General features: G+C 43.9%; 23 protein-coding genes. 4 read left to right on the forward strand and 19 right to left on the reverse strand.

Translation table 11 applies throughout. From position 1 onward, the window contains the following. Positions 1–26: 26 nt before the first annotated feature. The 13 genes from GT674_RS13445 to GT674_RS13505 all read right to left on the reverse strand — a co-directional run bounded on the left by GT674_RS13445 (position 27) and on the right by GT674_RS13505 (position 15347). The gene (locus GT674_RS13445) at positions 27–1895 is read right to left on the reverse strand and encodes a heavy metal translocating P-type ATPase (protein ID WP_161286172.1); all 1869 of its coding nucleotides are present in this window, start codon (positions 1893–1895) and stop codon (positions 27–29) included. 81 nt (positions 1896–1976) lie between these two features. After that, positions 1977–2195 (reverse strand): cation transporter, encoded by a 219-nt coding sequence (locus tag GT674_RS13450; RefSeq protein WP_015542006.1) that lies wholly within the window; start codon positions 2193–2195, stop codon positions 1977–1979. 289 nt (positions 2196–2484) lie between these two features. After that, positions 2485–3873, reverse strand: coding sequence for a 23S rRNA (uracil(1939)-C(5))-methyltransferase RlmD (gene rlmD, locus GT674_RS13455; protein WP_161286173.1), 1389 nt, complete (start codon positions 3871–3873; stop codon positions 2485–2487). Between the two features lie 103 nt (positions 3874–3976). Further along, positions 3977–4231, reverse strand: a complete 255-nt coding sequence (locus tag GT674_RS13460; protein ID WP_330585584.1) for a hypothetical protein — start codon at positions 4229–4231, stop codon at positions 3977–3979. Positions 4232–4313: 82 nt separating this feature from the next. Further along, positions 4314–5183: a phosphatidylserine decarboxylase gene (locus tag GT674_RS13465; RefSeq protein WP_161286174.1), complete on the reverse strand. Its 870-nt coding sequence runs from the start codon at positions 5181–5183 to the stop codon at positions 4314–4316. Positions 5184–5187: 4 nt separating this feature from the next. Continuing rightward, on the reverse strand, positions 5188–5862 hold the full coding sequence (locus GT674_RS13470) for a CDP-alcohol phosphatidyltransferase family protein (RefSeq protein WP_161286175.1): 675 nt from the start codon (positions 5860–5862) through the stop codon (positions 5188–5190). Positions 5863–5909: 47 nt separating this feature from the next. Continuing rightward, entirely contained in the window at positions 5910–6929 is a 1020-nt protein-coding gene (locus GT674_RS13475; RefSeq protein WP_161286176.1) for a lysylphosphatidylglycerol synthase transmembrane domain-containing protein, read from the reverse strand. A gap of 7 nt (positions 6930–6936) precedes the next feature. Beyond that, positions 6937–7629 (reverse strand): phosphatase PAP2 family protein, encoded by a 693-nt coding sequence (locus GT674_RS13480; protein ID WP_161286177.1) that lies wholly within the window; start codon positions 7627–7629, stop codon positions 6937–6939. Between the two features lie 98 nt (positions 7630–7727). Continuing rightward, positions 7728–9959 (reverse strand): DNA helicase PcrA, encoded by a 2232-nt coding sequence (gene pcrA / locus GT674_RS13485; protein ID WP_161286178.1) that lies wholly within the window; start codon positions 9957–9959, stop codon positions 7728–7730. 161 nt (positions 9960–10120) lie between these two features. Then, the gene (locus GT674_RS13490) at positions 10121–12307 is read right to left on the reverse strand and encodes an alpha-galactosidase (protein WP_161286179.1); all 2187 of its coding nucleotides are present in this window, start codon (positions 12305–12307) and stop codon (positions 10121–10123) included. 33 nt (positions 12308–12340) lie between these two features. Beyond that, positions 12341–13189, reverse strand: a complete 849-nt coding sequence (locus GT674_RS13495) for a carbohydrate ABC transporter permease (protein ID WP_022213206.1) — start codon at positions 13187–13189, stop codon at positions 12341–12343. Next, positions 13189–14058, reverse strand: a complete 870-nt coding sequence (locus tag GT674_RS13500) for a carbohydrate ABC transporter permease (protein WP_022213205.1) — start codon at positions 14056–14058, stop codon at positions 13189–13191. The genes GT674_RS13495 and GT674_RS13500 overlap by 1 nt, the downstream gene beginning before the upstream one ends. Beyond that, on the reverse strand, positions 14055–15347 hold the full coding sequence (locus tag GT674_RS13505; protein WP_161286180.1) for an ABC transporter substrate-binding protein: 1293 nt from the start codon (positions 15345–15347) through the stop codon (positions 14055–14057). Before GT674_RS13505 ends, GT674_RS13500 begins: the two co-directional genes overlap by 4 nt. A 293-nt stretch (positions 15348–15640) precedes the next feature. On the opposite strand from GT674_RS13505, the gene GT674_RS13510 reads away from it, so the two are divergent. Together GT674_RS13510 and GT674_RS13515 are read left to right on the forward strand one after the other, a co-directional pair. After that, on the forward strand, positions 15641–16489 hold the full coding sequence (locus tag GT674_RS13510; protein ID WP_161286181.1) for an AraC family transcriptional regulator: 849 nt from the start codon (positions 15641–15643) through the stop codon (positions 16487–16489). 67 nt (positions 16490–16556) lie between these two features. Continuing rightward, complete coding sequence (locus GT674_RS13515) at positions 16557–17165, forward strand: DUF1836 domain-containing protein (protein WP_161286182.1); 609 nt, start codon at positions 16557–16559, stop codon at positions 17163–17165. A gap of 56 nt (positions 17166–17221) precedes the next feature. On the opposite strand, the gene GT674_RS13520 is transcribed toward GT674_RS13515, so the two are convergent. Next, on the reverse strand, positions 17222–18196 hold the full coding sequence (locus GT674_RS13520; RefSeq protein ID WP_192926036.1) for a hypothetical protein: 975 nt from the start codon (positions 18194–18196) through the stop codon (positions 17222–17224). A gap of 74 nt (positions 18197–18270) precedes the next feature. Then, entirely contained in the window at positions 18271–19260 is a 990-nt protein-coding gene (locus GT674_RS13525) for a serine hydrolase (protein WP_161286183.1), read from the reverse strand. A 349-nt stretch (positions 19261–19609) separates the two neighbouring features. Here GT674_RS13525 and GT674_RS13530 point away from each other — a divergent pair, with 349 nt between their 5' ends. Then, complete coding sequence (locus GT674_RS13530) at positions 19610–20551, forward strand: N-acetylmuramoyl-L-alanine amidase (protein WP_161286184.1); 942 nt, start codon at positions 19610–19612, stop codon at positions 20549–20551. A 99-nt stretch (positions 20552–20650) separates the two neighbouring features. Here GT674_RS13530 and GT674_RS13535 read toward each other — a convergent pair whose 3' ends face one another. Continuing rightward, positions 20651–20962: a YerC/YecD family TrpR-related protein gene (locus GT674_RS13535; RefSeq protein ID WP_161286185.1), complete on the reverse strand. Its 312-nt coding sequence runs from the start codon at positions 20960–20962 to the stop codon at positions 20651–20653. A gap of 186 nt (positions 20963–21148) precedes the next feature. On the opposite strand from GT674_RS13535, the gene GT674_RS13540 reads away from it, so the two are divergent. After that, on the forward strand, positions 21149–22468 hold the full coding sequence (locus GT674_RS13540; RefSeq protein ID WP_161286186.1) for a replication-associated recombination protein A: 1320 nt from the start codon (positions 21149–21151) through the stop codon (positions 22466–22468). 62 nt (positions 22469–22530) lie between these two features. On the opposite strand, the gene GT674_RS13545 is transcribed toward GT674_RS13540, so the two are convergent. The 3 genes from GT674_RS13545 to GT674_RS13555 are packed head-to-tail and all read right to left on the reverse strand — an operon-like array spanning position 22531 to position 24660. Then, positions 22531–23046: a DUF4364 family protein gene (locus tag GT674_RS13545; RefSeq protein ID WP_161286187.1), complete on the reverse strand. Its 516-nt coding sequence runs from the start codon at positions 23044–23046 to the stop codon at positions 22531–22533. A gap of 16 nt (positions 23047–23062) precedes the next feature. After that, positions 23063–23998, reverse strand: coding sequence for a TIGR01212 family radical SAM protein (locus GT674_RS13550; RefSeq protein WP_161286188.1), 936 nt, complete (start codon positions 23996–23998; stop codon positions 23063–23065). Next, entirely contained in the window at positions 23995–24660 is a 666-nt protein-coding gene (locus tag GT674_RS13555; RefSeq protein WP_161286189.1) for a YesL family protein, read from the reverse strand. Before GT674_RS13555 ends, GT674_RS13550 begins: the two co-directional genes overlap by 4 nt. Between the last annotated feature and the right edge of the window lie 21 nt (positions 24661–24681).

Below are 24681 nucleotides of genomic sequence, written 5' to 3' on the forward strand. Positions count from 1 at the left end.
TCGTCTCGCTTTCTATATTGTTTCTGTTACAGTTTCTTTACAAACAGGGTTCTGATCGCATTGAGTACTGCAAGCACCATGACTCCGACATCTGCAAAGATCGCTACCCACATGTTTGCAATACCAACTGCACCCAGGATCAGGCAGATCACTTTGATACCGATCGCAAAATAAATATTCTCATATACGATACGCATGCATTTCCTTGCGATCCGGATTGCCTTTACAATCTTCATCGGATCATCGTCCATCAGAACTACATCTGCTGCCTCAATCGCTGCATCAGAACCAAGAGCCCCCATTGCAATTCCGATATCGGCTCTGGAAAGTACCGGTGCGTCGTTGATACCATCACCGACAAAAGCAAGCTTCTCTTTTTCTGATTTTTTCGCGAGAAGTTCTTCGACCTTTGTCACCTTGTCAGCCGGAAGGAGTTCACTGTACACGCGATCAACGCCAAGTTCTGACGCAACCTGCTGTGCAACTCTGTCAATGTCTCCTGTCAGCATGACAGTTTCTTTAATACCGTTTTTCTTAAGTTTTGCAATCGCCTCTCTGGAAGTCGGTTTTGGAACATCCGAAATCAGGATATGCCCTTCATAAACACCATCAATTGCCACATGGATAACGGTACCTGCAGAATGGCATTCTATCGGCTTCACATAGATGCGTTCCATCAGTCTTGCGTTTCCGACTGCAACAGAAACACCATCCACCTTCGCCATAACACCATTTCCGCTGATTTCTTCTACATCAGACACTCGATTCTGATCGATTTCCTTACCATAGGCATTCTTTAAACTACGGCTGATCGGATGTGTGGAAAAACTCTCCGCAAGTGCTGCGTATTCAAGGATTTTTTGTTCTTCCATCTTGTTATGGTGAACACCGACTACCTCGAACACACCTTTTGTCAGTGTACCGGTCTTATCGAATACAACATATTTTGTCTGGGCCAGTGTCTCCAGATAGTTGGAGCCTTTTACCAGAACGCCTGCATTGCTGGCTCCTCCAATCCCGGCAAAAAAACTGAGTGGAATACTGATCACCAGAGCACACGGACAGCTGATTACAAGAAAGGTCAGTGCTCTGTATATCCACTGTCCCCACTGCGGTGCTGCATGAAGAATTCCCATACTTACAAGTGGCGGAAGAACAGCCAGGGCAAGTGCTCCATAGCAGACTGCCGGAGTATAATAGCGGGCGAATCTGGAAATAAAGTTTTCAGATCTGGATTTGCGGGAACTGGAATTCTCCACAAGTTCCAGGATCTTGGAAACTGTAGATTCACCAAATTCTCTGGTCGTGCGGATCTTGAGTACACCTGTCATATTGATGCATCCGCTGATGATCTCATCTCCGGGCTTTGCGTTTCTCGGAAGACTCTCTCCCGTAAGTGCGCTGGTATTCAGTGTGGTAGTTCCTTCCAGGATCACGCCATCGATCGGAACCTTTTCTCCAGGCTGTACAACGATGACTGAACCGATTTCAACCTCATCAGGATCTACTTTTTCTAATTTACCGTCCTTTTCTATGTTGGCATAGTCCGGCCGGATATCCATAAGTTCGCTGATATTGCGACGGCTCTTTCCGACAGCATAACTCTGGAAAAGCTCACCGATCTGGTAGAACAGCATAACCGCTGTCCCCTCTTTGTAATCCCGAAGGAGAATTGCGCCTATGGTCGCTACTGCCATCAGGAAATTCTCATCAAATACCTGTTTGTTACGGATTCCCTTGAATGCCTTCTTCAGAATATCATAGCCGATCACAAGATATGGAATCATGTAAAGTGCAAATTCCAGATATCCGTCGATCGGAAGCAGTGATAAAACTACAATCAGTGCAAACGCTATGATGATACGGGTCAGCATTTTTTTCTGCTTTTTGTTCATATTCTCTTCTCCTTTGCCCGTCAGAAAATGTACGGAAAATGTCGGAATGCTCTGCCGCAGCAGAGCATCCTTAATACTTTCTTATAAGTAAATCTCGCAGTCGTCCTCTACCTTCTTACAGTTCTTAAGGACTTCTTTCATTACGCTCTTAGGATCCTGTCCTTCTTCAAATTCTACATTCATCTTGAGCATCATGAAGTTTACAGTCGCATCCTTGACACCAGCCGTATTCTTGGCAGCCTCTTCCATTTTGTTTGCACAGTTTGCACAGTCAACTTCGATTTTGTAGGATTTCTTCATGGTAGTATCTCCTTCTCTTAGATATTTTATTCACGTTTTCATATGAACAATTATTCATATGTTTGTTTGTATTATAGCATATGCCGTACAAATGTCAAGGTGGTTTTCCTGATTTCATCTGAATTTTGTAAAGAAAAAATCGTAACTGTTCACAGGTAATATCCCGAGACATACGGGGCAAAATGCCATCACCGAAGGTGATTTGGAATGCATTTTGACCAAGTTACTGTGAACGGAGTGAACAGTAACAAAAAATCCTCCCGGTATGATGACCGAAAGGATTTCCTCTTTATTTTTTCACAAAAACTGCCACTGCCTCTGTCCACACGGTTTCGCAGAACTGATCTACGCAGCAGGCTTTCTCGAGGCGATATCCTGCCTGAAGAAATGCCTCCAGATCGCGGGCAAGGCTGGTTGCCTTACAGGAAACATATACAATCCGATCTACTCCATAAGAAAGGATTTTTGGCAGTGCCTTCGGATGGATTCCGTCACGCGGAGGATCCAGAACGATCACATCCGGTTTCTCGTTCAGATCATCGAGCACCTTAAGAACATCACCTGCAATAAATTTACAGTTTTCAAGCCCGTTCAGCTTTGCATTCTCTCTCGCTGCTTCTACAGCATCCTCCACAATCTCCACACCGATCACTTCCTTCGCTACCGGTGCAAGGAGCTGTGCGATCGTTCCGGTTCCGCTGTACAGATCAAACACTTCCATTCCGCTGGTATTCTGAATGTAATCTCTGACAACATTGTAGAGAACTTCGGCCGCCAGAGAGTTTGGCTGGAAGAAAGAAAATGTACTGATCCGGAATTTCAGGCCGAGCAGTGTCTCATAAAAATAATCCTGCCCATAGAGGATTCTTGTCTCATCGCTCTTAACCACATCAGAAAGAGAATCATTGATGATGTACATGATTCCAACGATTTTTCCCTCCAGTGGAAGTGCCAGAAGCTGCTCTTTCAGCGGTTCCAGATCATATTCCTCCTGACTGGTGGTAACCAGATGCACCAGAATCTCTCCTGATGTCACGCCGCGTCTCAGCATCAGATGGCGAAGATAACCGACATGCTGAAGTTTCCGGTAATAGGAGGCTTTTTTCTCCTGAAAAAACTCTCTCACACAGACCAGAATATCCGTCATATCCCTGTGCACCAGCTTACAGTCATCTGTATTCAGGATATCATAGGTGCTGCCCTTCTTGTGCAGGCCCAGAGAAAGCGGACCATCCTTATATTCATCACCAAAAGAAAATTCCATTTTGTTGCGGTAACCGAATTCAATCGGGCTTCCGTGGATTCCTTCCCATTCAAAATTGGCCCTGCCTTCTGCATCCGTCTGTCCACCCTGGATCAGTGCATTCTCCAGAAGCTCCCTGATCTGTGTTTCCTTCATCTTAAGCTGATTCTCATACGACATGGTCTGATACATACATCCGCCACAGGCCGGAAAATTACTGCACACCGGCTCCCTTGTCTCCTGCGATGATTTCTCCAGAACTTCAAGAATACGCCCCTGAGCTCTTCCCGCACGCTTCTTCTGGATCATAAAACGTACTTTCTGTCCGGGAATTCCGTTTTTGATCAGCACCTTCTGATTCTCCACCAGAACATATCCTTTGTTCGGAAAGTCTACTTTTTCAATTATACCTTCGTAAATTTCACCTTTTTTCATGCTATACCTCATATTTATTTTCTGCTGTATCCGTTATATGAGCTGACAGTAAAACAGCCCCGGTATCTCTGCCGGAGCTGTATCATACATGGTTATGATGCACTTACTCTTCTTCGTCATCCTCAAAATAGTCATCGAAATCATCATCAAAATCTTCTTCGAAGTCCTCCAGATAATCCGGTGTAAAAAGACGATATACTGCAAATGCAATACCTGCTACAGCAGCAACTGCACCAACAATTGCAAGTACCCAAAGAACAGTATTCTTTTCTTTCTCGTCTTCTTTCTTCTTAAGGGTTGAAAGTAATTCTTCAATTTTGGCATTCATATTCAGATTGTTGAGATTATTCAGATTCATTCTATGCACCATCCTCTCGCTCGTTTTTATATCCCATAGTATATCACTATTTGCTTTGTTTTACCATATCTTCTCAAAAATTTTAGTTTTTACCTTTTCCGATCCTTGAACCGATCTGCACCTTTGTCTCAATCCCATCTGCTGAGTTTATCAGGATATCCATATCCGGAAAAACCTTATCCTTCTGAGTCATATAGATGATCGTAGATCCACCGAACGCAAAGTTTCCTTTTTCCTGGCCACGCCTTACATGGCTCATCACCGGACGGTTCTCAATCTTTCCAACCATCAGAGCGCCGACCTCCATCATCAGAAGCGTTCCGAAGTGCTCCGATTTCAGAAGTGAGTACTCTCTTGTGTTCTCCTTGTAGATCGGACAGACATCATTTGCCACAGGATTCACGGTGTGCAGAACTCCCGGTATCCGTCTGCGCACGGATTCTCTTCCATTATCTACATAGATATACCGGTGATAATCGTCTACACTGAGTCGGAATACCCAGAGATATCCATCTTTAAAATGCTCTGCAAGCCTCTCATCTCTGAGCAGGCTTCCGACGGTATAACAGGTATTCTTGATCGTAACTTCCATCTGAGGTTCGATTGGATAAACGCTTAAACGACAGTCGCATGGACTGATAAAGTGTCTCTCATCCATATCCATCTCACGTGCACCCTGTCTCAGTTTCCTTGTAAAAAAATCATTATATGAAGAATATTCTTTTTCTTCATAATCCTCCCTATTGATTCCATTCCTTCTGATAAAAGGTTCCACAGCAAGTACGGATATCCGGGAGTCCAGTATCCTGCCTCCCAGCTTCGAAACTACCGGTGATACGAGTGGTCTGAGGATACATCTCCCCACTGCACTGCCATAGAGCTTCTCAAGGAATTTATCCTGTCCAGTACTCTCCTGCCATTTATGCCCCTCACGATCCGCTGTATATCGCATAAACTCATACTCCTTTTAATCTACGTATGCGAAGGCCGTATTTTGTCCACCAGCCTTCCTTATAAAACAGAATAAAAAGAACTGCCACTCCCACAACTGATACAAGAACAACCAGTTCCTGATTTGTCGGCTTTCTGAAACGGAAATCAAAAATAAAGAGAAAGCCTACCAGAAGCATTGCTATATGAAGACAGCCAAGAAAATATCTGAATCCCGGGAAGAACACAGAAACCACAAACAGAAGCGGCATGATCACGGACATGGATGTGATCGGAAGTCCCTGATAATATTTGCGGTTTTCACTTGTCTTACTCTGTCTCTTGGCTTCCATGACATTAAAATATGCCAGACGGATGACTCCTGCCACCCCATAAAAGGAAAGGATCACAAGACTGTATATTCTGCACATGCCAAGCTTATATCCGAGAATAATCGGAAAAATTCCAAAGCAGACAATATCACAAAGGGAATCTATCTGAATCCCAAACGATTTCTCATCATCTGTACGATTCTTTTTGGTTCTGGCAATTTTGCCGTCAAACATGTCGCATAATCCGGAAAATGCAAGGCAGAATACCGCAAACGGCAGTTTCCCGTCTATTGCACAGAACATCCCCATGATCGAAGAGATCAGGCTTATGTATGTTAACACTACTGTATAATCATAAAATCCAATCATTTATACTACTCCCTGTTTTCATTTGTTTGCTTAACTGTTCCATACAGTTACGTTTTCTGACCGATCGTCAACTGTGCCACCACCGTAAAAAACGCACTGATCAAAAGTTCACCATAGTATCCCAGTCCCCTGCTCAGTACCATTCCGGGTAGCAGACAGCTTCCAAAAACCGGTACAAAAATATTCAGGAACAGTGTCTCGCTGATTCCCATTCCTCCCGGAAGGGGCAGCATGTCTACAGAAACAGAAATCACGGCCTGCAGAAACAGGATCGTCCAGAATCCTGTCCCACTCAGTGACAGTGCCCGATACACAAACCAGGTAACAGCAAATAAGGCCATTCTCTGTGCAAATGTGATCAGAATCACATTAAAGATAACTCTCGGATGTCCCTTAAGATACGCTGCAGTCTCTCTGTAGGTATCCATAGAATCTTCCAGTTTCTTAAGCCTGCTTTCTCTTTTGCGGAGAAGGTGCAGTCTTTCCAGTATTTTGAGTCCCTTTACCAGAAAATTTCTGGCAAGATCCGGATGAAACACAAGCACAGTCATAAAAGTAACACAAAAGATATTCAGTCCCAGTCCCAGATAGAAGACCGGAAGGATCCCCTCCAGATACTGATGAAGGAAGCCTCTTCCAAAAACTGCAATGCCGACTCCGATCGCCACCAGTACAAACTTATATGTGATCGTAACGATCATCAATATGACCGTTGCCACCGGAATGGAAACCTTTTCTTTCTTCATGTAATAGATCTGCATTGGCTGCCCACCGCTCGCAGACGGTGTGATGCAACTGAAAAAAAAGCCCACCGATGAAAAAAGGAAACAGGATGTTTTCTTCAGATGAATACCATAAGAACGCATCATATACCAGATGATGACTGATTCTCCCCAGATAAAAAAGGCTACCAGTGCGATTCCCGGCAAAAGCCAGCGTTTGTCCGCATTCTCAATAACCTCTATAACATCTCCGAGGTCCTCCCCATGAAAAACGCCATAGATCGTCAGGACGAATACAAGCAGTAGAAATACAGTGTTGAAGATGATTTTTTTGTTTTTTTTCATAAAGACTTCACCCTTCTGTAAACTCTAGGATTTTCTGCTCAATCCTGCTGCCAAATTTTTCGTATATTCTGTACAGTTCTGTCTTTCTGCCGATACAAAAACACAATTCTGCCAGAATAACTCCTCCTGCAACATCTGCAATTACATGCTGTTTTGTCAGAAGCGTTGATACAAACACAAGAACTGCTATCACCATGGACACTCTCTGATACCATACTGGTACTTTCTGGTTTCCCCGGATGCCAAGATAACAGAACCAGCTTACCAGACAATGGATTGACGGAAACAGATTATCTGCCGCATCTACCGAATAAAGCCAGAGTGCCGCCTGATTCCACAGACCGGCATCTGTGATCACCGGTCTTGTATTGGTTGTCGGATACACGAGAAAAAAGACAAGGCAGATACATCTTGACAAAAAATCTCCCGTAAAAAACTGATACACTCTGTGTCGTTCCTGTCTCGCGATCAGAATATAATTGACAGCCCAGAAAAGATAGCATCCAAAATAAACTACAAGAAACTGCGGGACAAACGGAAGGCTTCTGTCCAAGCCTGTTTCTATATTGTGGTGGTACCATCCTCCCGCGATCATTCTGGAACCGGAGTATACAAGACAATTGAATATAAACGAAAAAACAAGTGGAAAAACTCCGTAAGCAGGGAGCATTCTGGTGACGATCCTCAAAGTTGTTTTCATTCTGTACTCCCTTCTGTATTTGCATACGCTCAGTATAACATTCCCTGTCTGTATAAGCAACCAAAGTCCAAAAACATTAAGAATTCTTAAGAAAAAAGTTAGATTTTTTTCAGTTTTGCGAAGCCTGCAAACATCTTTTTGACACCAACTTTGTCAAAGTCTACGGTCACTTCATAATCTCTTCCACCTTCTGCAATAGCTTTGACAATTCCTACACCAAATTTGATATGACGGACGGTATCCCCTACTCCATAATCCAGAGACGCCGCCTTGGTAACTTTAAATTTCTGCGGATCAAATGCCTTTGCCTTAAATGTCTGTCGCATCTGCATATAACTGTTTTTTGGTGAAGCTGTCTCCTGCACAGATGGTTTATGTTCCTGAATAACGGTCCCAAGTTCTACCAGTTCCCGCGGAATCTCACGGACAAATCTGGATACTTTGTTGTACTGTACCTCTCCCCTCACAAGACGCTGGCGTACACTTGTCAGCGTCAATTCTTTCATCGCCCTCGTAATACCCACATAGCAGAGTCTGCGCTCTTCTTCCATATCTGTAGGATCATCCGAAAAAATACACATACTGCTCGGGAACATTCCATCCTCCATGCCTGCAAGGTAAACATAGGGGAATTCCAGGCCCTTTGCGCTGTGCAGGGTCATAAGAAGAACATAATCCTGAGCCGGATCTACCGTATCAATATCTGCGATCAGTGCAATCTCTTCCAGGAAACCGGAAAGCATTGCCTCTCTTCCCTCTGCCTTCATAGCCTCCTCATAAGAAACCGTCTTGGATATCAACTCATCAATATTCTCAATCCTTGCTCTGGATTCCTCCGTATCCTCTGCCTTAAGTTCATCCACATAACCGGTGAGATCTATGACCTCTTCCAGAAGTTCTGTGACGCTGTATGCCTGTGCTTTGCTCTTAAGTGACTGTATAAAGGTAACGAAACCTTCTATCTTGGAAAGACTTCTTCCGATTGCCGGAACCTCCTCCGCCACTCTGAGTGCATCATAAAAGCTTACATTCATATAGTCTGCATAGTCCTGTACTCTTCCTACTGTTGTTGCACCGATGCCTCTCTTTGGCACATTCAGGATACGTCTGACTGCCAGGTCATCTGCCGAGTTATCGATCGTCTTGAGATAACAGAGAAGATCCTTGATCTCTTTGCGGGCATAGAAGTTGATTCCTCCCACGATCTTGTATGGAATATTGGCTTTCAGGCACTTTTCTTCAAAAAGCCGGGATTGAGCATTGGTTCTGTAAAGGATCGCACATTCTCGGTAGTCTGCCAGATGCTCTCTCTTTTTCTTTGCGATATCTCCGATCACGTATTCCGCTTCCTCGAATCCATTCATAAACTGTCGGAAGTGTATTTTCTCTCCCTCTGCGTTTTCTGTCCAGAGACGTTTCGGTTTACGTGCTGTGTTGTTGGCGATGACCTCGTTTGCCGCATTCAGAATGTTCTTTGTAGAACGATAGTTCTGCTCGAGTCGGATTACCCTTGCATCTGGGAAAACACGTTCAAATCCGAGAATATTTCCAATGTTTGCCCCGCGGAATTTATAAATGGACTGGTCATCATCACCCACTACGCACAGGTTTCCATATCTGGCAGCCAGAAGGCTTACAAACTTAAACTGTACGGTATTGGTATCCTGATACTCATCTACCATGATATAGCGAAATCTTTCCTGATAGGCTTCCAGCACATCCTGACACTTCTCAAAAAGGTCTACGGTTTTGACCAGAAGGTCATCGAAATCCAGAGCATTGTTTCTCTTAAGTGCCGCCTGATATTCACGGTAGACCGCAGCTATCTTTTTCTGGTTAAAATCTCCCTTTGCCTCACGCTCCATATCATCCGGTGTGATCATTTCATCCTTTGCATGAGAGATCCGTGCCAGAAGAGCCCGTTCCTTGTATTTCTTGGTATCGATATTCAGCTTGCGGCAGATTTCCTTCATCAGGGTCTTCTGATCATCCGTATCATAAATGGTAAAACGGTTATCATATCCAAGCCTGTCGATATAACGCCTGAGAATGCGGACGCAGGTAGAGTGAAAGGTTGACACCCAGACGCTCATTCCGTCTGCGCCGGTCAGTTTATCCACACGTTCCCGCATCTCCTGTGCAGCTTTATTTGTAAAAGTAATGGCAAGAATATTGAACGGATTCACACCTTTATCTCCGATCAGGTGAGCGATCCTGTGCGTCAGTACTCTTGTCTTGCCAGATCCTGCTCCCGCAAGGATCAGAAGAGGTCCTTCTGTATAAAAGACAGCCTCCTGCTGAGGCTGATTCAAGGTATCATATATGCTCATAAATATAAATCTCCTGTTTCTGCTGATAAGTTAAACAAAGCGAACTGATGTTTTTCGGTCTTTTCTATTATACATGAAAGTACTGTACGGGTAAAGCACATTTCTTATGCATACAAAAAAGCCCCACAGACCTTTCATTTTGGGGGTCTGTGGGGTTTTACTTATTTCATTACAATATGGTAATTCCAGCTCTGGTATTCTTTCTTTGCCTCCTCGAGAAGAAGTCCTCCATGCATCAGTGCTCCGCCAGGATATTCCACTCCATTTACCAGATACATCTGGTTTTCTTTCAGGCCGCGAAGTTTGATTCTCACTCCCGGATCATTTGTACGTACTCTGGAAGCTACCACACTGACCAGTGCCTCACTTCCGTCTTCTTTTGCAAATTCCCATGCAGCATATGGACCTTCTTCCATCGCATTGGTCAGTCTGTAATAATTTCCAAAATGGATCACATCATAATATTTCTTAAACTCTGCGATCTGCTCCTGGATCTGCTGTTTTTCCTCTTCTGAAAGCTTAGCCGGATCCAGTTCATATCCAAAGGTTCCCGCCATAGCTACTGTTGCTCTTGATTCAAACGGAACGATTCTTCCTGTCTGATGGTTCGGGCAGGCGGATACATGAGAGCCTACCGCACTGACCGGATATGCAAAGGAAGTACCATACTGGATTTTCAGTCGTTCAATGGCATCTGTGTCGTCACTGCACCAGATCTGGGAATTATAATGAAGCATGCCGGCATCGAATCTTCCGCCGCCGCCGCTGCATCCCTCAATCAGCATATCCGGATATCTCTTTCCGAGTCTGTCCAGAAATTCATACAGTCCGAGCACATAACGATGCGGAACCTCTCCCTGACGTTCTGCCGGAAGTGCTGCACAGTAAATATCGCTGATACTTCTGTTAAAGTCCCATTTGAGATAATCCACATCCGCCTTATCCAGAACCTTTGTCATCTCATCAAAGATATGATTTCTGACATCTTCTCTGGAAAAATCAAGCACAAGCTGATTACGTCCGCGGGTTGGTCTTCGTCCCGGTACAGTAAATGCCCAGTCCGGATGTGCACGATAAAGGTCACTGTCCTCTGAAATACACTCCGGCTCATACCAGATACCGAATTTCATTCCCAGGTCGTGGATACGGTCTGCCAGTTCACTTAAGGTACATCCAAGCTTTTTCTCATTTACCTGCCAGTCGCCAAGACCGCTGTTGTCATCGTCACGCTTGCCAAACCAGCCGTCATCCATAACAAACAGTTCCACACCACAGGAAGCTGCCTCTTTTGCCATCTCAAGAAGCTTGTCTCCCGTAAAGTCAAAGTAAGTTCCCTCCCAGTTATTGATCAGGACCGGTCTTCTCTCAAGTTTGAATCTTCCCCTGCAGACATGCTCTCTGACTGCCTTGTGATAACAGTTGGACATTTTTTCAAAACCATCTGCACTGTATACCATCATAACTTCCGGTGCCCAGAAGGTTTCCCCTTCTTTCAGAAGGAACTCGAAGTTTTCCGGATGGATTCCCATGATAAGTCTGGTCTGATCAAACTGATCCTTCTCTGCTGCCGCAAGGAAGTTTCCGCTGTACAAAAGAGAAAATCCATAGCATTCCCCTGAAGTTTCTGTTGCATTCTTATCCGCCAGCATTACAAATGGATTGTACTGATGGCTGGATGCCCCGCGAAGGCTACCGACAGACTGCACGCCGTGATGGATCGGTGTTCTGGAAAGCTGTCTTTCCATCTCATGTTTTCCATAGAAGGTCATCCAGTCCCAGTCTCCGTATGGCTGATCCAAACAGAGAGACATGACTCTCTCAAGCTGAACTTGTGCTTTTCCATGATTTTCCACGCAGACGGTTCTTGTGATAATATCCAGTTCTTCGATCACACCATAATACAGTTTTACTCTGACATCCTGCACATCATCACGAAGAGTGATCACGAGAGTCTCTGCCTCGTTTTCGTCTGCATACATTGCCGGAAGTCCCGGAATGGAATATTTTCCCTTGATGATCTCATAGCCTTCATAACGAAGCCCCAGAGTTCTTGTTCCATTATCATAGCGGATATCGAGTGCACTCTCGCGATAATCTCCACTTCCAAAGGAAGAATATTCCTGTGGCAGAGTATCTGTAGAATAGGTTCTGTCATTTCCTGCTTCTTCCGGATTTCCGGAAAAACCATGGTCTCTTCTCTGGATCAGATAAGAATAATCAAAAACCTCTGTTTTCTTTCCATAATAGGTGTGAAGCAGAATTCCCTTATCATCTGCCTTCATCTGATACATACTGTTTCTGGTACACAGAGTGAACAGTCTGTTTTCTTTTTCAAATACAATTGTCATAGTTTTTCTCCTCTGGATAAATTATGATTAAATTTATTTAACCGCTCCGTTTACAACACCGTTGAGTATCTGCTTCTGGCATACCAGATAGAAGATCACAATTGGGATCAGTGCCAGCAGGTAGGATGCAAAGGCGAGGTTATAATTTGTTCCAAACTGTGTCTGGAAATTCAACTGTGCAAGCGGAAGTGTGTTTTTACCGGTTCCGGACATCATGACGAGTGGAGTCATAACATCATTCCATGTTCCAAGTGCAGTTAAAACTGCCACTGTCGCATGCATTGGCTTCATGATCGGGAAAACAATACTCCAATAGGTCTTCCATGTACTTGCACCGTCTACTTTTGCAGCTTCTTCCAGTGCCATCGGAATATTTTTGAGATAACCGGAATACAGAAGAAGATTCATTGGCATATAGAATACCACATAAAGCACGATCACACCAACCCTGTTTCCGATTCCCATCTGAGAAGTCTGTTTTACAAGCGGCATCATCAGGATCGCGAATGGAACAAACATACCGCTCACGATATAAAGATAAGAAAATTTATAAAATTTGCTGTTTGCCATGTTTCTTCCGATCGCATATCCGGCAATAGAATGAATCAGAATGGCAAGTACCACTGTCACAATTGTGATCAGCAGAGAGTTTCCAAGAGAATTCCAGAAATCTGTGACTTTCATTGCTTCTGTAAAATTCGAAAAGCTCCAGGAGGACGGCAGGGAAAGTGCTCCTGCAATATCATTTGTCATCTCGGACGGCTTTTTGAATGCAATGATCACTGCCATATATAATGGAAAAAAGATCGTGATACATCCAAGGATCAAAAGGATTGTAACCGGCCAGTTGGTTTTGCCTGGCATCTGACTGTTCTTTTTCATTATAACTGTTCCTCCTTTTTATTCATAAATGTAAGCTGGAATACAGAAATTGCAACAATGACTACGAAGAAAAGTACTGCATTCGCACTCTGGAAACCAAACTGTCCTCCATCCATTCCGTTTCTGTAAATAAGATAGGAAATAGACTCTGTACTCTGTGCCGGACCACCTTTTGTCAAAGACATGATCTGGTCGAATACCATGAGGAAGTTTTTCATGCAGAGAACCATATTTATGGTAAAAAAAGGAATGATCAGCGGAAAAGTAAGGTTTTTGAACTTGCTCCATCCGGTTGCACCGTCGATCGCGCCTGCCTCATAAACATCCTCCGGAACGGTCTGCAGACCTGAGATATAGATGATCGTGTTCATGGCGATCGCCTGCCATGCTGCAACAATTACGATTGCAAACCATGCTGACTTTGTGCTCGCAAGCATACTGCTTTTGAGAAATCCGATTCCCAGGTTTTCTCCGATCGTCGGGAGAATATATGTGAAAATAAAACTGAAAATATAGCCTACAACAAGTCCTCCGAGAACATTCGGGATAAAATAGATTCCACGGAGTGCACTTTTTGCACGGATCTTGCTGTTCAGACCAAGTGCAAGGATCAGACTTATCACATTGACAATGATCGTTGCCACGATTGCAAATTTAAACGTAAACAGATAAGATTTTCCTACGCGTGCATCCTGAAAGAGGTCAATATAGTTTCTGAGTCCTACCCATTCGTAACTTCCATATCCCTTGAAGTTCGTAAAGCTGTAGATGAAGCCTTTGATCAGCGGCAGTGTATTAAAGGCAAAAAACAGGATGAGCACCGGAATGGTGATCAGCATAAATGTACGTTTTCTTTCATTTCCTTTCATGATTCATTTCCTCCCTCTCCATGTTCTTCCTCATACTTCTGGACTTTTCGTATCAGGTCACGGTTGTAGCGTATCCAGTCTTTATCGAATTTTGCAAGGAAGCTGTCTGCATTACCATCCATAAGATAGGTCTGGATCATTGCATCTACGGCCATTTCTGACGGATAATGGTGATCCTGGTAGTCTGTCATTTTGTCGTTTTCGATGTATTCTTTCACGCCGTCAAGCATGGACGGAAGTTCAAAGTCACCTTCCTTGCATGGAACTGCATTCTGCTCGTCCAGGTAAATCTGAATATTTTCATCCTCAAGCATAAATTGCAGAACTTCATAAGCGGCTTCTTTATTTTTGCAGTCCTTCATAACCGAAAATTGAAGGTCTACACCAGAATTCAGCACCTGTTTGTCTGCATTGTCGTTTGCCGGAAATACGAAGGAATCAATCTGCATATCCGGATTCACAGACAGAATCTGCGGAACTGCGTAGCTTCCGATACAGTACATTGCAGATTCCCCTCTTGCAAAAGCAGTGCAGGCATCGTTGTAGCTGAATGCATATGGATCATTCTGTGCATATGGAAGAAGCTGGATGATCTTGTCGGCAAGCTCTCTGTATTCTTCTGAAAAAGTTGTCGTTCCTTTGTTGACCTGCTGGCAGACATCTGCCGGTGAGAGGTCACACGCCATGGCATTCCACGGTGCAAGACAGGTCCATGTATCCTTAAAGCCAAAGTACAAAGGAAGCTGTCCTGAAGCCTGGATCGTATCCAGAAGTTCTATGAATTCATCCCAGGTTGTCGGGATCTCCCAGCCATTTTCTTCGAACATTTCTTTGTTATAAAGGATTCCTGCTGCATTTGCCACATACGGAACTGCGTAAGTACCATCTTCCGGAATAAATTCCAGATTTTTATCGATATCTAAGTAGGACTGTTTGATGTCTTTCAGACCATCAAAATCTGAAATATCCATCAGCATATCAGAATCCAGGAAATTGGAATAGTTCACATCTCCACCAATTCCAATGATATCCGGCTGATCTTCCTTGATAAATCTTGTCTTGAGGATTGTCATTGCCTCATTCGGTGATTCAATCGTCAGTTCGATGTCATCATGGGTTTCGTTAAATTTCTCTTCCATCTTTTCGAAGGCTTTGACTGCCTCCGGTTTGTACTGAACCATTTCTATCTTTGTTTTGCCGTCAGAAGTTTTTGAGGAATCTCCACATCCGGCAAGAGCAAGTCCTGCTCCCATAAGAACGGTTCCTGCAAGAATTAATTTTTTCTTCATTGCACTTCTCTCCCTTCCTGTTTTTCTTTTATTACCACGGCCATAGTATTTTGGATCCTGAACGGATTTCCGTCACTCTTCATCTAAAATAATATCATCTGGACTTCTTTCCGTAAATATTCCCATGACAGCACTTTTATACCTTTATTCGTTTTTTAAAGAATAAAGTTGAAGTATAGACTCATTATGGTATATAATATAGAAAAACATGCAATTTTCGTGTATTACTGACAATTTTAATTGATATTTTTTAGTAATATCAACCAGTTTCTATGTTTCATGGAGGATAAAATATGGATAAAGTCTTGTTTCATGTGTTTTCAGATGACCGTTTTATGGATCTTACACTCTACCAGTATGGATATGAACAGTGTCTTCCACTACACTCCTACGGTCCTTTTGTACGAAACCATTTCCTGTTCCATTATATTATTTCAGGTAAAGGAACACTCCTGGTTGATGATGAAAATTCCCAGTCTACGGAATACCAGCTTCAGGGCGGAATGGGATTCCTAATTGAGCCCGATTGTGTAAATACTTATTTTGCCGACCGCAAAGACCCATGGGAATATGCCTGGATCGAATTCAGCGGACTCCGGGCAAAGGAGATTCTGGAGGGCTCCGGTCTTTCTTCTGACTCTCCGGTCTATCTTCCACGCACACCACAGGATGGGGAGCGGCTCAAAAATGAGATTCTGTATCTTGCCACACACGCTCAGGAATCTTCCTATCATCTGATCGGGCATCTTTATCTTATCATGGATGCACTGGTCAGCGGATCGTCTTCCAGGCGGCACACCCAGGGAGGCAAACGTGCACAGTTTTACACGAACGAAGCTGTGACCTTCATCGCCCAGAATTATTCCCGTGCGATCACGGTCGAGGACATGGCTCGCCGCTGCAATCTGGATCGGAGTTATTTTGGCAAGGTTTTCCGTGATGTCCTCGGACAGTCTCCACAGGAATTTCTTATCCAGTACCGTATGGAAAAAGCTGCCGAACTTCTCAAGATCACAGATCTTTCTGTGGGCGAGATCAGCAGGCAGGTCGGCTATCCCAACCAACTCCATTTTTCCAGGGCTTTCAAGAATTTTTATGGGATTTCCCCCCGTACTTACCGCCAAAATAACAAATTCCTTTAGAAAAACATTTACAAGTAGTATTTAAAACTATATAATAAGGGGCATAAGAGAGAGGAAAGTGGTATTTATGTCAACAGATAATGAGGCGATGATCAGGCATATTCTGGACTGGGTTTCCGGAATTGGATATATTAAACCCGAGGACATTCCGAATATTGATCTTTATATGGATCAGGTAACGACTTTCATGGAAGAGCAGCTTGCACATTCCAAGCGATATCAGGAAGACAAGATTCTCACCAAGACCATGATCAATAACTACGCCAAGAATAATCTTCTTCCGTCACCGGTGAAGAAGCGTTATTCCAGAGAGCACCTGCTGGTTCTGATCTTTATTTACTACTTCAAGAATATTCTTTCTATCAATGATATTCAGACTCTTCTGAATCCGATCACGGATAAATATTTTAAATCTCAGGAGAAACTGGATCTGACTTCTATCTATGAGGAAGTTTTCAGCATGGAGAAAGAACAGATTGAAGTTCTCAAGAAGGAGCTTCTGAAGGATTATCAGACTGCTCAGAATACGTTTACGGATGCTCCGGAGGATGAGCAGGATTTCCTGAAATTATTCTCTTTCATCTGCCTGCTCAGCTTTGATGTCTACATGAAAAAAACGATCATCGAGCAGATGATCGACAGTCTCCGGGACAAAGATCCCAGAAAAAAGAAATAAGTTTAAAAGAGGTTCCTGCCGCTTCTGGCAGGAACCTCTTTGACTGTTCTGATGTTTTAGTATAAATAATTCTTATTTACATAACCGGATTTATTAAGTTTCGGGGAATATACGTACCAGTAGGTGCTGTCACTGGTATCCTGTACCTGTACCGTATCTCCACTGTACAGTTCTCCGATCTCATTGTTCTCATCATAGGCCTTGGCAGTACGAAGAGCAAGATATCCCTTGACCACACTTACGGTCTTGGTAACAACTGACGGGCTGCTGCTTCCGGCGCCAATAAGATAATTGCGGTTCACATAACCGGATTTATTAAGCTTCGGGGAATATACATACCAGTAGGTATTGTCACTGGTATCCTGCACCTGCACCGTATCTCCACTGTACAATTCTCCAATCTCATTGCTCGAATCGTATGCCTTGGCGGTACGAAGGGCAAGATATCCCTTGGCCACACTGACCGTATAGCTTGCGCCGCCTGTGGTTACTGCACCGCCCACGAGATAATTGCGGTTTACATAGCCGGACTTATTAAGCTTCGGGGAATATACATACCAGTAAGTACTGTCACTGGTATCCTGTACCTGCACCGTATCTCCACTGTACAGCTCTCCGATCTCATTTCTCTCATCATACGCCTTGGCGGTACGAAGAGCAAGATATCCCTTGGCCACACTTACGGTATAGTTACTTCCTCCTGTGCTTGCAGCACCGCCTACAAGATAATTGCGGTTTACATAGCCGGACTTGTTAAGCTTTGAGGAATATACATACCAGTAGGTATTATCACTGGTGTCTGTCACTTCTACCGTATCTCCTGTATAGAGTTCTCCGATCTCATTGCGTGAATCATAGGCCTTGGCGGTACGAAGAGCAAGATATCCCTTGGCCACACTTACAGTGTAAATGGTTCCTGCAAAGCTTTCCTTCGCTGTCACAGGAAGTGACAAAGTGAAAACAAGTACGAACAATGCTGCCCATTTAAAAATAGATGTTTCAAAAATCCCCGTTAATTTCTCTCTCATCATAATGATACCCTCCTTTTTTAGATTATTCGTAACTGTTCAGAATCCTCACAGTCACGATTATTTATTTTACAGTCCTATGAACTGTAAGAATCATAAATCTGTCTGCTCAGGGATGCGATTGTACTCTGAGCTGTTCCCGGCTGCAATACATTTTCTGACATAAAAACAATGATCAGATCATTTGAGGAATTATAGATAATACCGGCATCGTTCTCTACGTCGGAAAGCTCTCCGGTCTTATTTGCGATGCTGACTCCGACCGGCATCTGTGCCGGAATCTTGTTTCTTCTGGTCTGTGCTGCAAGTAAATCGAATTCTGCCTGTGCATGTGCATCAGATTCCTTGCTTCCCTCGTAAACCTCTTTGAGAAAATGTCCGCAATCCGAAACCGATGTATAATTATCGTCATACTGATTGCTTGCCAGAAGAAGCCTTCCCATATGGGTACTGGAATACCCCTTTTCACTGCAGAAATCATTTACCACCGTCATTCCTGCACTGCTGTCTCCGCCTCCCAGATAACTTACCAGTGTGTTCGCTGCATCATTATCACTGACAGTAATCATGGAATACAGATTGGAATCTACACTGGACTGTCCGTACTGTGCAATGATACTGTCATAGTTCTCATATACTGCTCCCATAATATAAAGCTTGATCAGACTTGCTGCCTGCATTCTGGCATCCTGGATGGCACCTTCTGTATTATTTACCAGATCACACACATATACAGACCAGGTTCCGTTTCCTGCTGGAAGTGCAAGATTCGATAAAACTCCTTGAAGCTTCTCATCCGTTCCTGCCGTCTCAGATGATGCAGAGCTTCCGAATATACTGCCTCCTTCGGATTCCGACGGCGGTGACAGAGTTCCCTGCCCCTCCTGAATGGAAGCTGTCTCTTCCGGTGCCGGTTCTGCGTGATGATCCGGATCTTCTGCCGTCTGTGCGTGTTCCTCAGAATGTTCACTGACATGCTGTTCTTCTGCCGCATAACATGGCTGTGTTGTCGCTGCCGCCAATGTAATGCAGCTAATTAAAATTGATGTTAAAATTTTATTTTTCATGTTCTCTCTTCCTTAATGTTCAGTTACCTTTATTAGTTACTGTTCACTCCGTTCGCAGTAACTTGGTCAAAATGCATTCCAAATCACCTTCGGTGATGGCATTTTGCCCCGTATGTCTCGGGATTTTGCCATATTCATGGCAAAACACCTCGCGGGATATTACCTGTGAACAGTTACCTTTATTATATTATTTCTGTATAATACTTTCAAGAAAATTTGCAATTATATTCATAATGTCATATCATAGAGTTATCTGTTTGAACCATCTGTTTTATATTTTTATTATAGCAGAATAGATTTCAGATTTGTATTTTTTATATATAAATTTTTTTCAGGAGGTACCAGTTTTATGAAATTTTTTTTGACATCTTTACTTCTTGGCGGTCTGGTTCTTGTATCCCCGGCAGTTGTTTCTGCTGCCTCAGAAGCCTCACAGGAAAATATGGAAGGACAGGCAATGATCAAACCGCCCTCTTCCGCTTCGGAACAAGCTTCCGACACATCAGAAGAACAGACCGAGGGTACAACCAGTTCTTCTGACTCTTCAGCTGGTATGGACTGGTCTGCCGCCAACACAAAGAACAAAAAGACACAGGGCAGTTTTACCGTCTGTGTCGATGCCGGACACCAGGGTTCCTGGGTAGATATGAGTGCACAGGAACCTATGGCTCCGGGATCCTCCCAGACCAAAAACAAGGCTACAACCGGAACCAGCGGGAATTTCTCAAACGTTCCTGAATATGAAGTAAACCTTGAGGTTTCTCTTGTCCTTCAGAAGGAACTTCTTTCCCGCGGATACAATGTCATCATGACAAGAGAAGACAATGATAAAGCAATCAGCAACAAGGAACGGGCCGAACTTGCCACAGAAGAGGAAGCCGACATCACTGTGCGTATCCACGCAAATGGAGCTAACGATTCTGCTTCTGCCGGAGCTCTCACCATGGCTCCTACTTCTTCCAATCAGTATCTGAGCCAGGATATCATCGAAAAAAGCAACACTCTGGCAACCTGTATCATCAACCATTACTGCGATGCGACAGGTCTTGGAAATCTTGGAGTAATTTCTTCTGACAATATGACCGGGACAAACTGGAGCACAGTCCCTGTTGCAATCCTCGAGATGGGATTTATGAGCAACCAGAAGGATGACCTGTATATCACAGATTCTTCAAACCACGAAACAATGGCAAAAGCCGTAGCCGATGGCATCGATGAATATTTCAGCCTCGTCTCCCCTGCCGCTTCCGAAATGCCTTCACCTTCCCCTGTCGAAGAACCTTCAGCATAATACGAAGTAATTTCTTACAAAATAAAACAGAGCCTGCTGGAAGTATCCCCTTCCTGCAAACTCTGTTTTATTTATTCGTTACTGTGAACAGTAACAGATTTATTCTTCTGTTTCCTGTGCTTCCTTGGCTTTCATTCTTTCGAAAACCATTTCGTATCCATCGTTTCCATAATTAAGTGAACGGTTTACTCGACTGATCGTTGCTGTTGAAGCCCCTGTCTTCTCTGAAATATCCAGATACGTGCGCTTATCCGTCAACATCTTAGCCACCTCAAAACGCTGTGAGAGAGAAAGAAGTTCATTAATTGTGCATACATCCTCGAAGAAGGTATAACACTCTTCTTTATTCTTCAAACAGAGGATCGCCTCAAATAAATGGTCAACCTCTTCCGTCCTGATTTTTTTACCCATAACCTTGCTCCTTTAGCTTACATTGTGCTTTATTTCACATATCTGATATTTTAACACTTTACTCTGTGATAAGCAAGAAGTTTCAGCATTTTCATATGCAAAACATCTTCTCAGTTGAATTTATTTTAAAAATCAAGTATACTTAGAACAAATGTACGGATCATTATTTCAGAATGGAGTATCATTATGGATTTATTTGAATATGCCAAATCAAAAACTCTTGACAGGGAATCTCCTCTTGCCTCCCGGCTCCGTCCTTCCACACTGGATGAAGTTGTCGGCCAGGAGCATATTGTAGGAAAGGATAAATTATTATATCGTGCGATCAAGGCTGATAAGCTGACCTCTGTTATCTTCTACGGACCTCCCGGAACCGGTAAGACAACGCTTGCCAAGGTCATTGCCAATACGACCCGTGCCAATTTTACACAGATCAATGCGACCGTTGCCGGCAAGAAAGACATGGAACAGGTCGTTAAGGAAGCTCAGGAACAGCTCGGCATGTATGGCCGGAAAACCATCCTGTTCATCGATGAGATCCACCGTTTCAACAAAGGACAGCAGGACTATCTCCTCCCTTTCGTTGAGGACGGAACAATCATCCTGATCGGTGCCACAACAGAAAATCCTTATTTTGAGGTCAACGGTGCGCTTCTTTCACGTTCTATTATTTTTGAGCTCAGAGCGCTGAGTCAGGACAATATCCGTACTCTCATTCTCCGGGCAGTCAATGACTGCGATAAGGGTATGGGCAACTATGGGGCTGTAATTGATGATGACGCTCTTGATTTTCTCTCGGATATGGCAGGCGGTGATGCACGAAGTGCCCTGAATGCTGTAGAACTTGGAATACTGACAACTCCAAAAAGTTCTGACGGTTACATCCACCTGACACTTGATGTTGCCTCTGAATGTATCCAGAAACGTGTTGTCCAGTACGATAAACAGGGTGACAACCACTATGACATCATCTCTGCCTTTATCAAGAGTATGCGTGGCTCTGATCCGGATGCGGCAGTCTACTATCTGGCCAAAATGCTCTATGCCGGAGAAGATATCAAATTTATTGCAAGAAGAATTATGATCCTCGCCTCAGAGGATATTGGAAATGCTGACCCTCAGGCACTTTGCGTTGCTGTTGCCGCTGCTCAGGCTGTTGAGCGCGTCGGTATGCCGGAAGCACAGATCATTCTTTCTCAGGCTGTCACTTATATGGCATGTGCCCCCAAAAGCAATGCTGCTGTAAATGCGATTTTCTCCGCCATGGATTCTGTCAAAAAGACCCGCACAACCGTACCTGTCCATCTTCAGGACGCCCATTACGGCGGCCACGAGAAGCTTGGCAGGGGAATCGGTTATAAGTACGCACACGATTATCCCAACCACTATGTGGAACAGCAATATCTCCCATCTGAGATTCAGGGAGAACATTTTTATGAACCAGGTGACATGGGATATGAAAAGACGATTCAGGAACATTTGAAACACATAAAGGATGAATCCTGACTCCCGATGCCAAAGGGGACGAAAAGCAGTTCTGAACATTTGCTTTTCGTCCCCTTTTAAATTTATGATATCAGTTCACTCATCAGCATTTCATAAATATCCTGTGATTTTGAAGCCCAGCTCCGGCAGATTGCCTGAGCTGCCTCTTTGCCTGGTGCTGCCATGCTCAGATCCATGATCGTAGAGTCCCTCTCTATAATCTGACAACGTACTGCATATCCGCCCTGTGGTGTCGTATAATAATCAGCCGGTGTCAGAATCCTCTCCTGTACTCTGCATCCGCAGCTTTCAAGATATTCCTTCACCTCATTTCTGATATCCTGAGAAATATCCTTTTCAAAATAGGAAAGTGTCTTGCGGCCCTCTTCCGTCAGTTCATAATAAGAACTGTTGGAGATCGTTCTTTTGTGGAGAAGTTCTGTCTCCGTCAGCTCTGACAGTACTTTCTGAAGCTGAAAATAATCTGTATATTCCCGATCCAGAATAAATTCTGAAATCTGTGAATTTGTCAGTGCCTCTGTCGCATGCTTCGCCATATATAATACGATCAGCTTGTACGTTGTAAATGGATCTGCCATTTCGGTCACCTCTTTCTTATTCTGGCAGAGAATGGAACTGCTTTCCCTGCCAACTGTCACATACCTTCATCTGATGATGCAGAAGGTTCAGAACCTCCCTTTTCCTGCCTGTCCACAGTGGCGCCAGAAGGAGCTTCTCAGGCCCGTCCCCTGTCATCCTGTGTATAACAATCTCCGGATCCAGGTTCTCCAGACACCGGATCACCAGATTCAGGTATTCTTCTCTTTCATATACATGAAATTTGCCTTCCAGATATTCCTGTGCAAGATCTGTATCCTTAAGTACATGAAGAAGCTGAAGTTTTATTCCCTGTATATCTCTGTGATTTAAATATTTCATCGTCGCAAGGATATCTTCCTGTGATTCTCCCGGAAGTCCCAGGATCGTGTGAACAATCACCTCTATTCCACGTTCACGAAGATTCCTGACTGCCGTCTCAAAAACAGATAATGGATATCCTCTTCGAATATATGCCGCAGTCCTCTCATGTATCGTCTGCAGCCCAAGTTCTATCCACACCGGTTTGATCTGATTGAGTTCACTCAAAAGCTCCAGAATATCCTCTCCCAGGCAGTCCGGCCTTGTTCCGATCGACACTGCCACCACAGACGGATGCCGGATCGCTTCTGTAAAAATTCTTCTGAGATATTCTACCGGTGCATAGGTATTGGTATATGCCTGGAAATATGCGATATATTTATGGATCGGACGCTTCGCCGACAGGACTGCGATCTGACTGTCAATCTGTTCGGTGATCGTCAGGGCCGCATCTGCGGCGAAATCGCCGCTTCCACCCTGACTGCAGAAAATACAGCCTCTGTCTCCCAGCTTTCCGTCACGGTTCGGACAGGACATCCCTCCGTTCAGTGTCACCTTGTATACCTTCTCGCCAAATCTCTCTCGCAGCATATAGTCCAGTGAATGGTACGGTTTACCATTCCAGTTTTTCATTCTGCACTTCCTCCATCTGCATTATCTGCATCTTCCGGAATATATTTTTCAAAAATTTTTACCAGGAAAAATGAATTGCAGTATGCCACTACCGCCCCACCAATCACAAGACAGATCACAAGGATTGTCGACTGTACTCTGAAGGTCGGTGCAAAAAAGATCAGCACTATCGGACATGCACATACCAGTGCCATCAGGACAGTATACGGAAGATGGCGAACAGACATAAGGACTGCATTGATAAATGTATTCCTGGTTGAATTGTAGAATTTTGCAAGAACCGGATAAATATACATGAACACCATCGCATACAGTACCGTAAATGCCAGAAAGATCACATGCAGGATCTGTGAAATTGGCTGTCCCATCTGATTTACGATACGAAGATCCACATACAGGATTGTAGCTACTGCCAGCATGATCAGGTTGATCACGGTCGCCTGCTTAAAATTCTGTCTGAAGGATTTAAAAAAGCTTTTAATTATGTAGGACTCTTCGTTCTTTACCATCTTCATGGTAACAAAAAACATCGCGGTGATCGATGCCCCCGCCGTCACGATCGGGATACAGCAGATCAGACATACAATATTCAGGATACACAGATCTGCTACCTTTCCCATAAATGTAAAAAACTTATTATCCATACTAAAAAATCTGTCCATTTTTACTCCTTTTTTAATGAA

The sequence above is a fragment of the Blautia sp. BIOML-A1 genome (genome assembly GCF_009883055.1).
Lineage (GTDB): Bacteria > Bacillota > Clostridia > Lachnospirales > Lachnospiraceae > Blautia_A.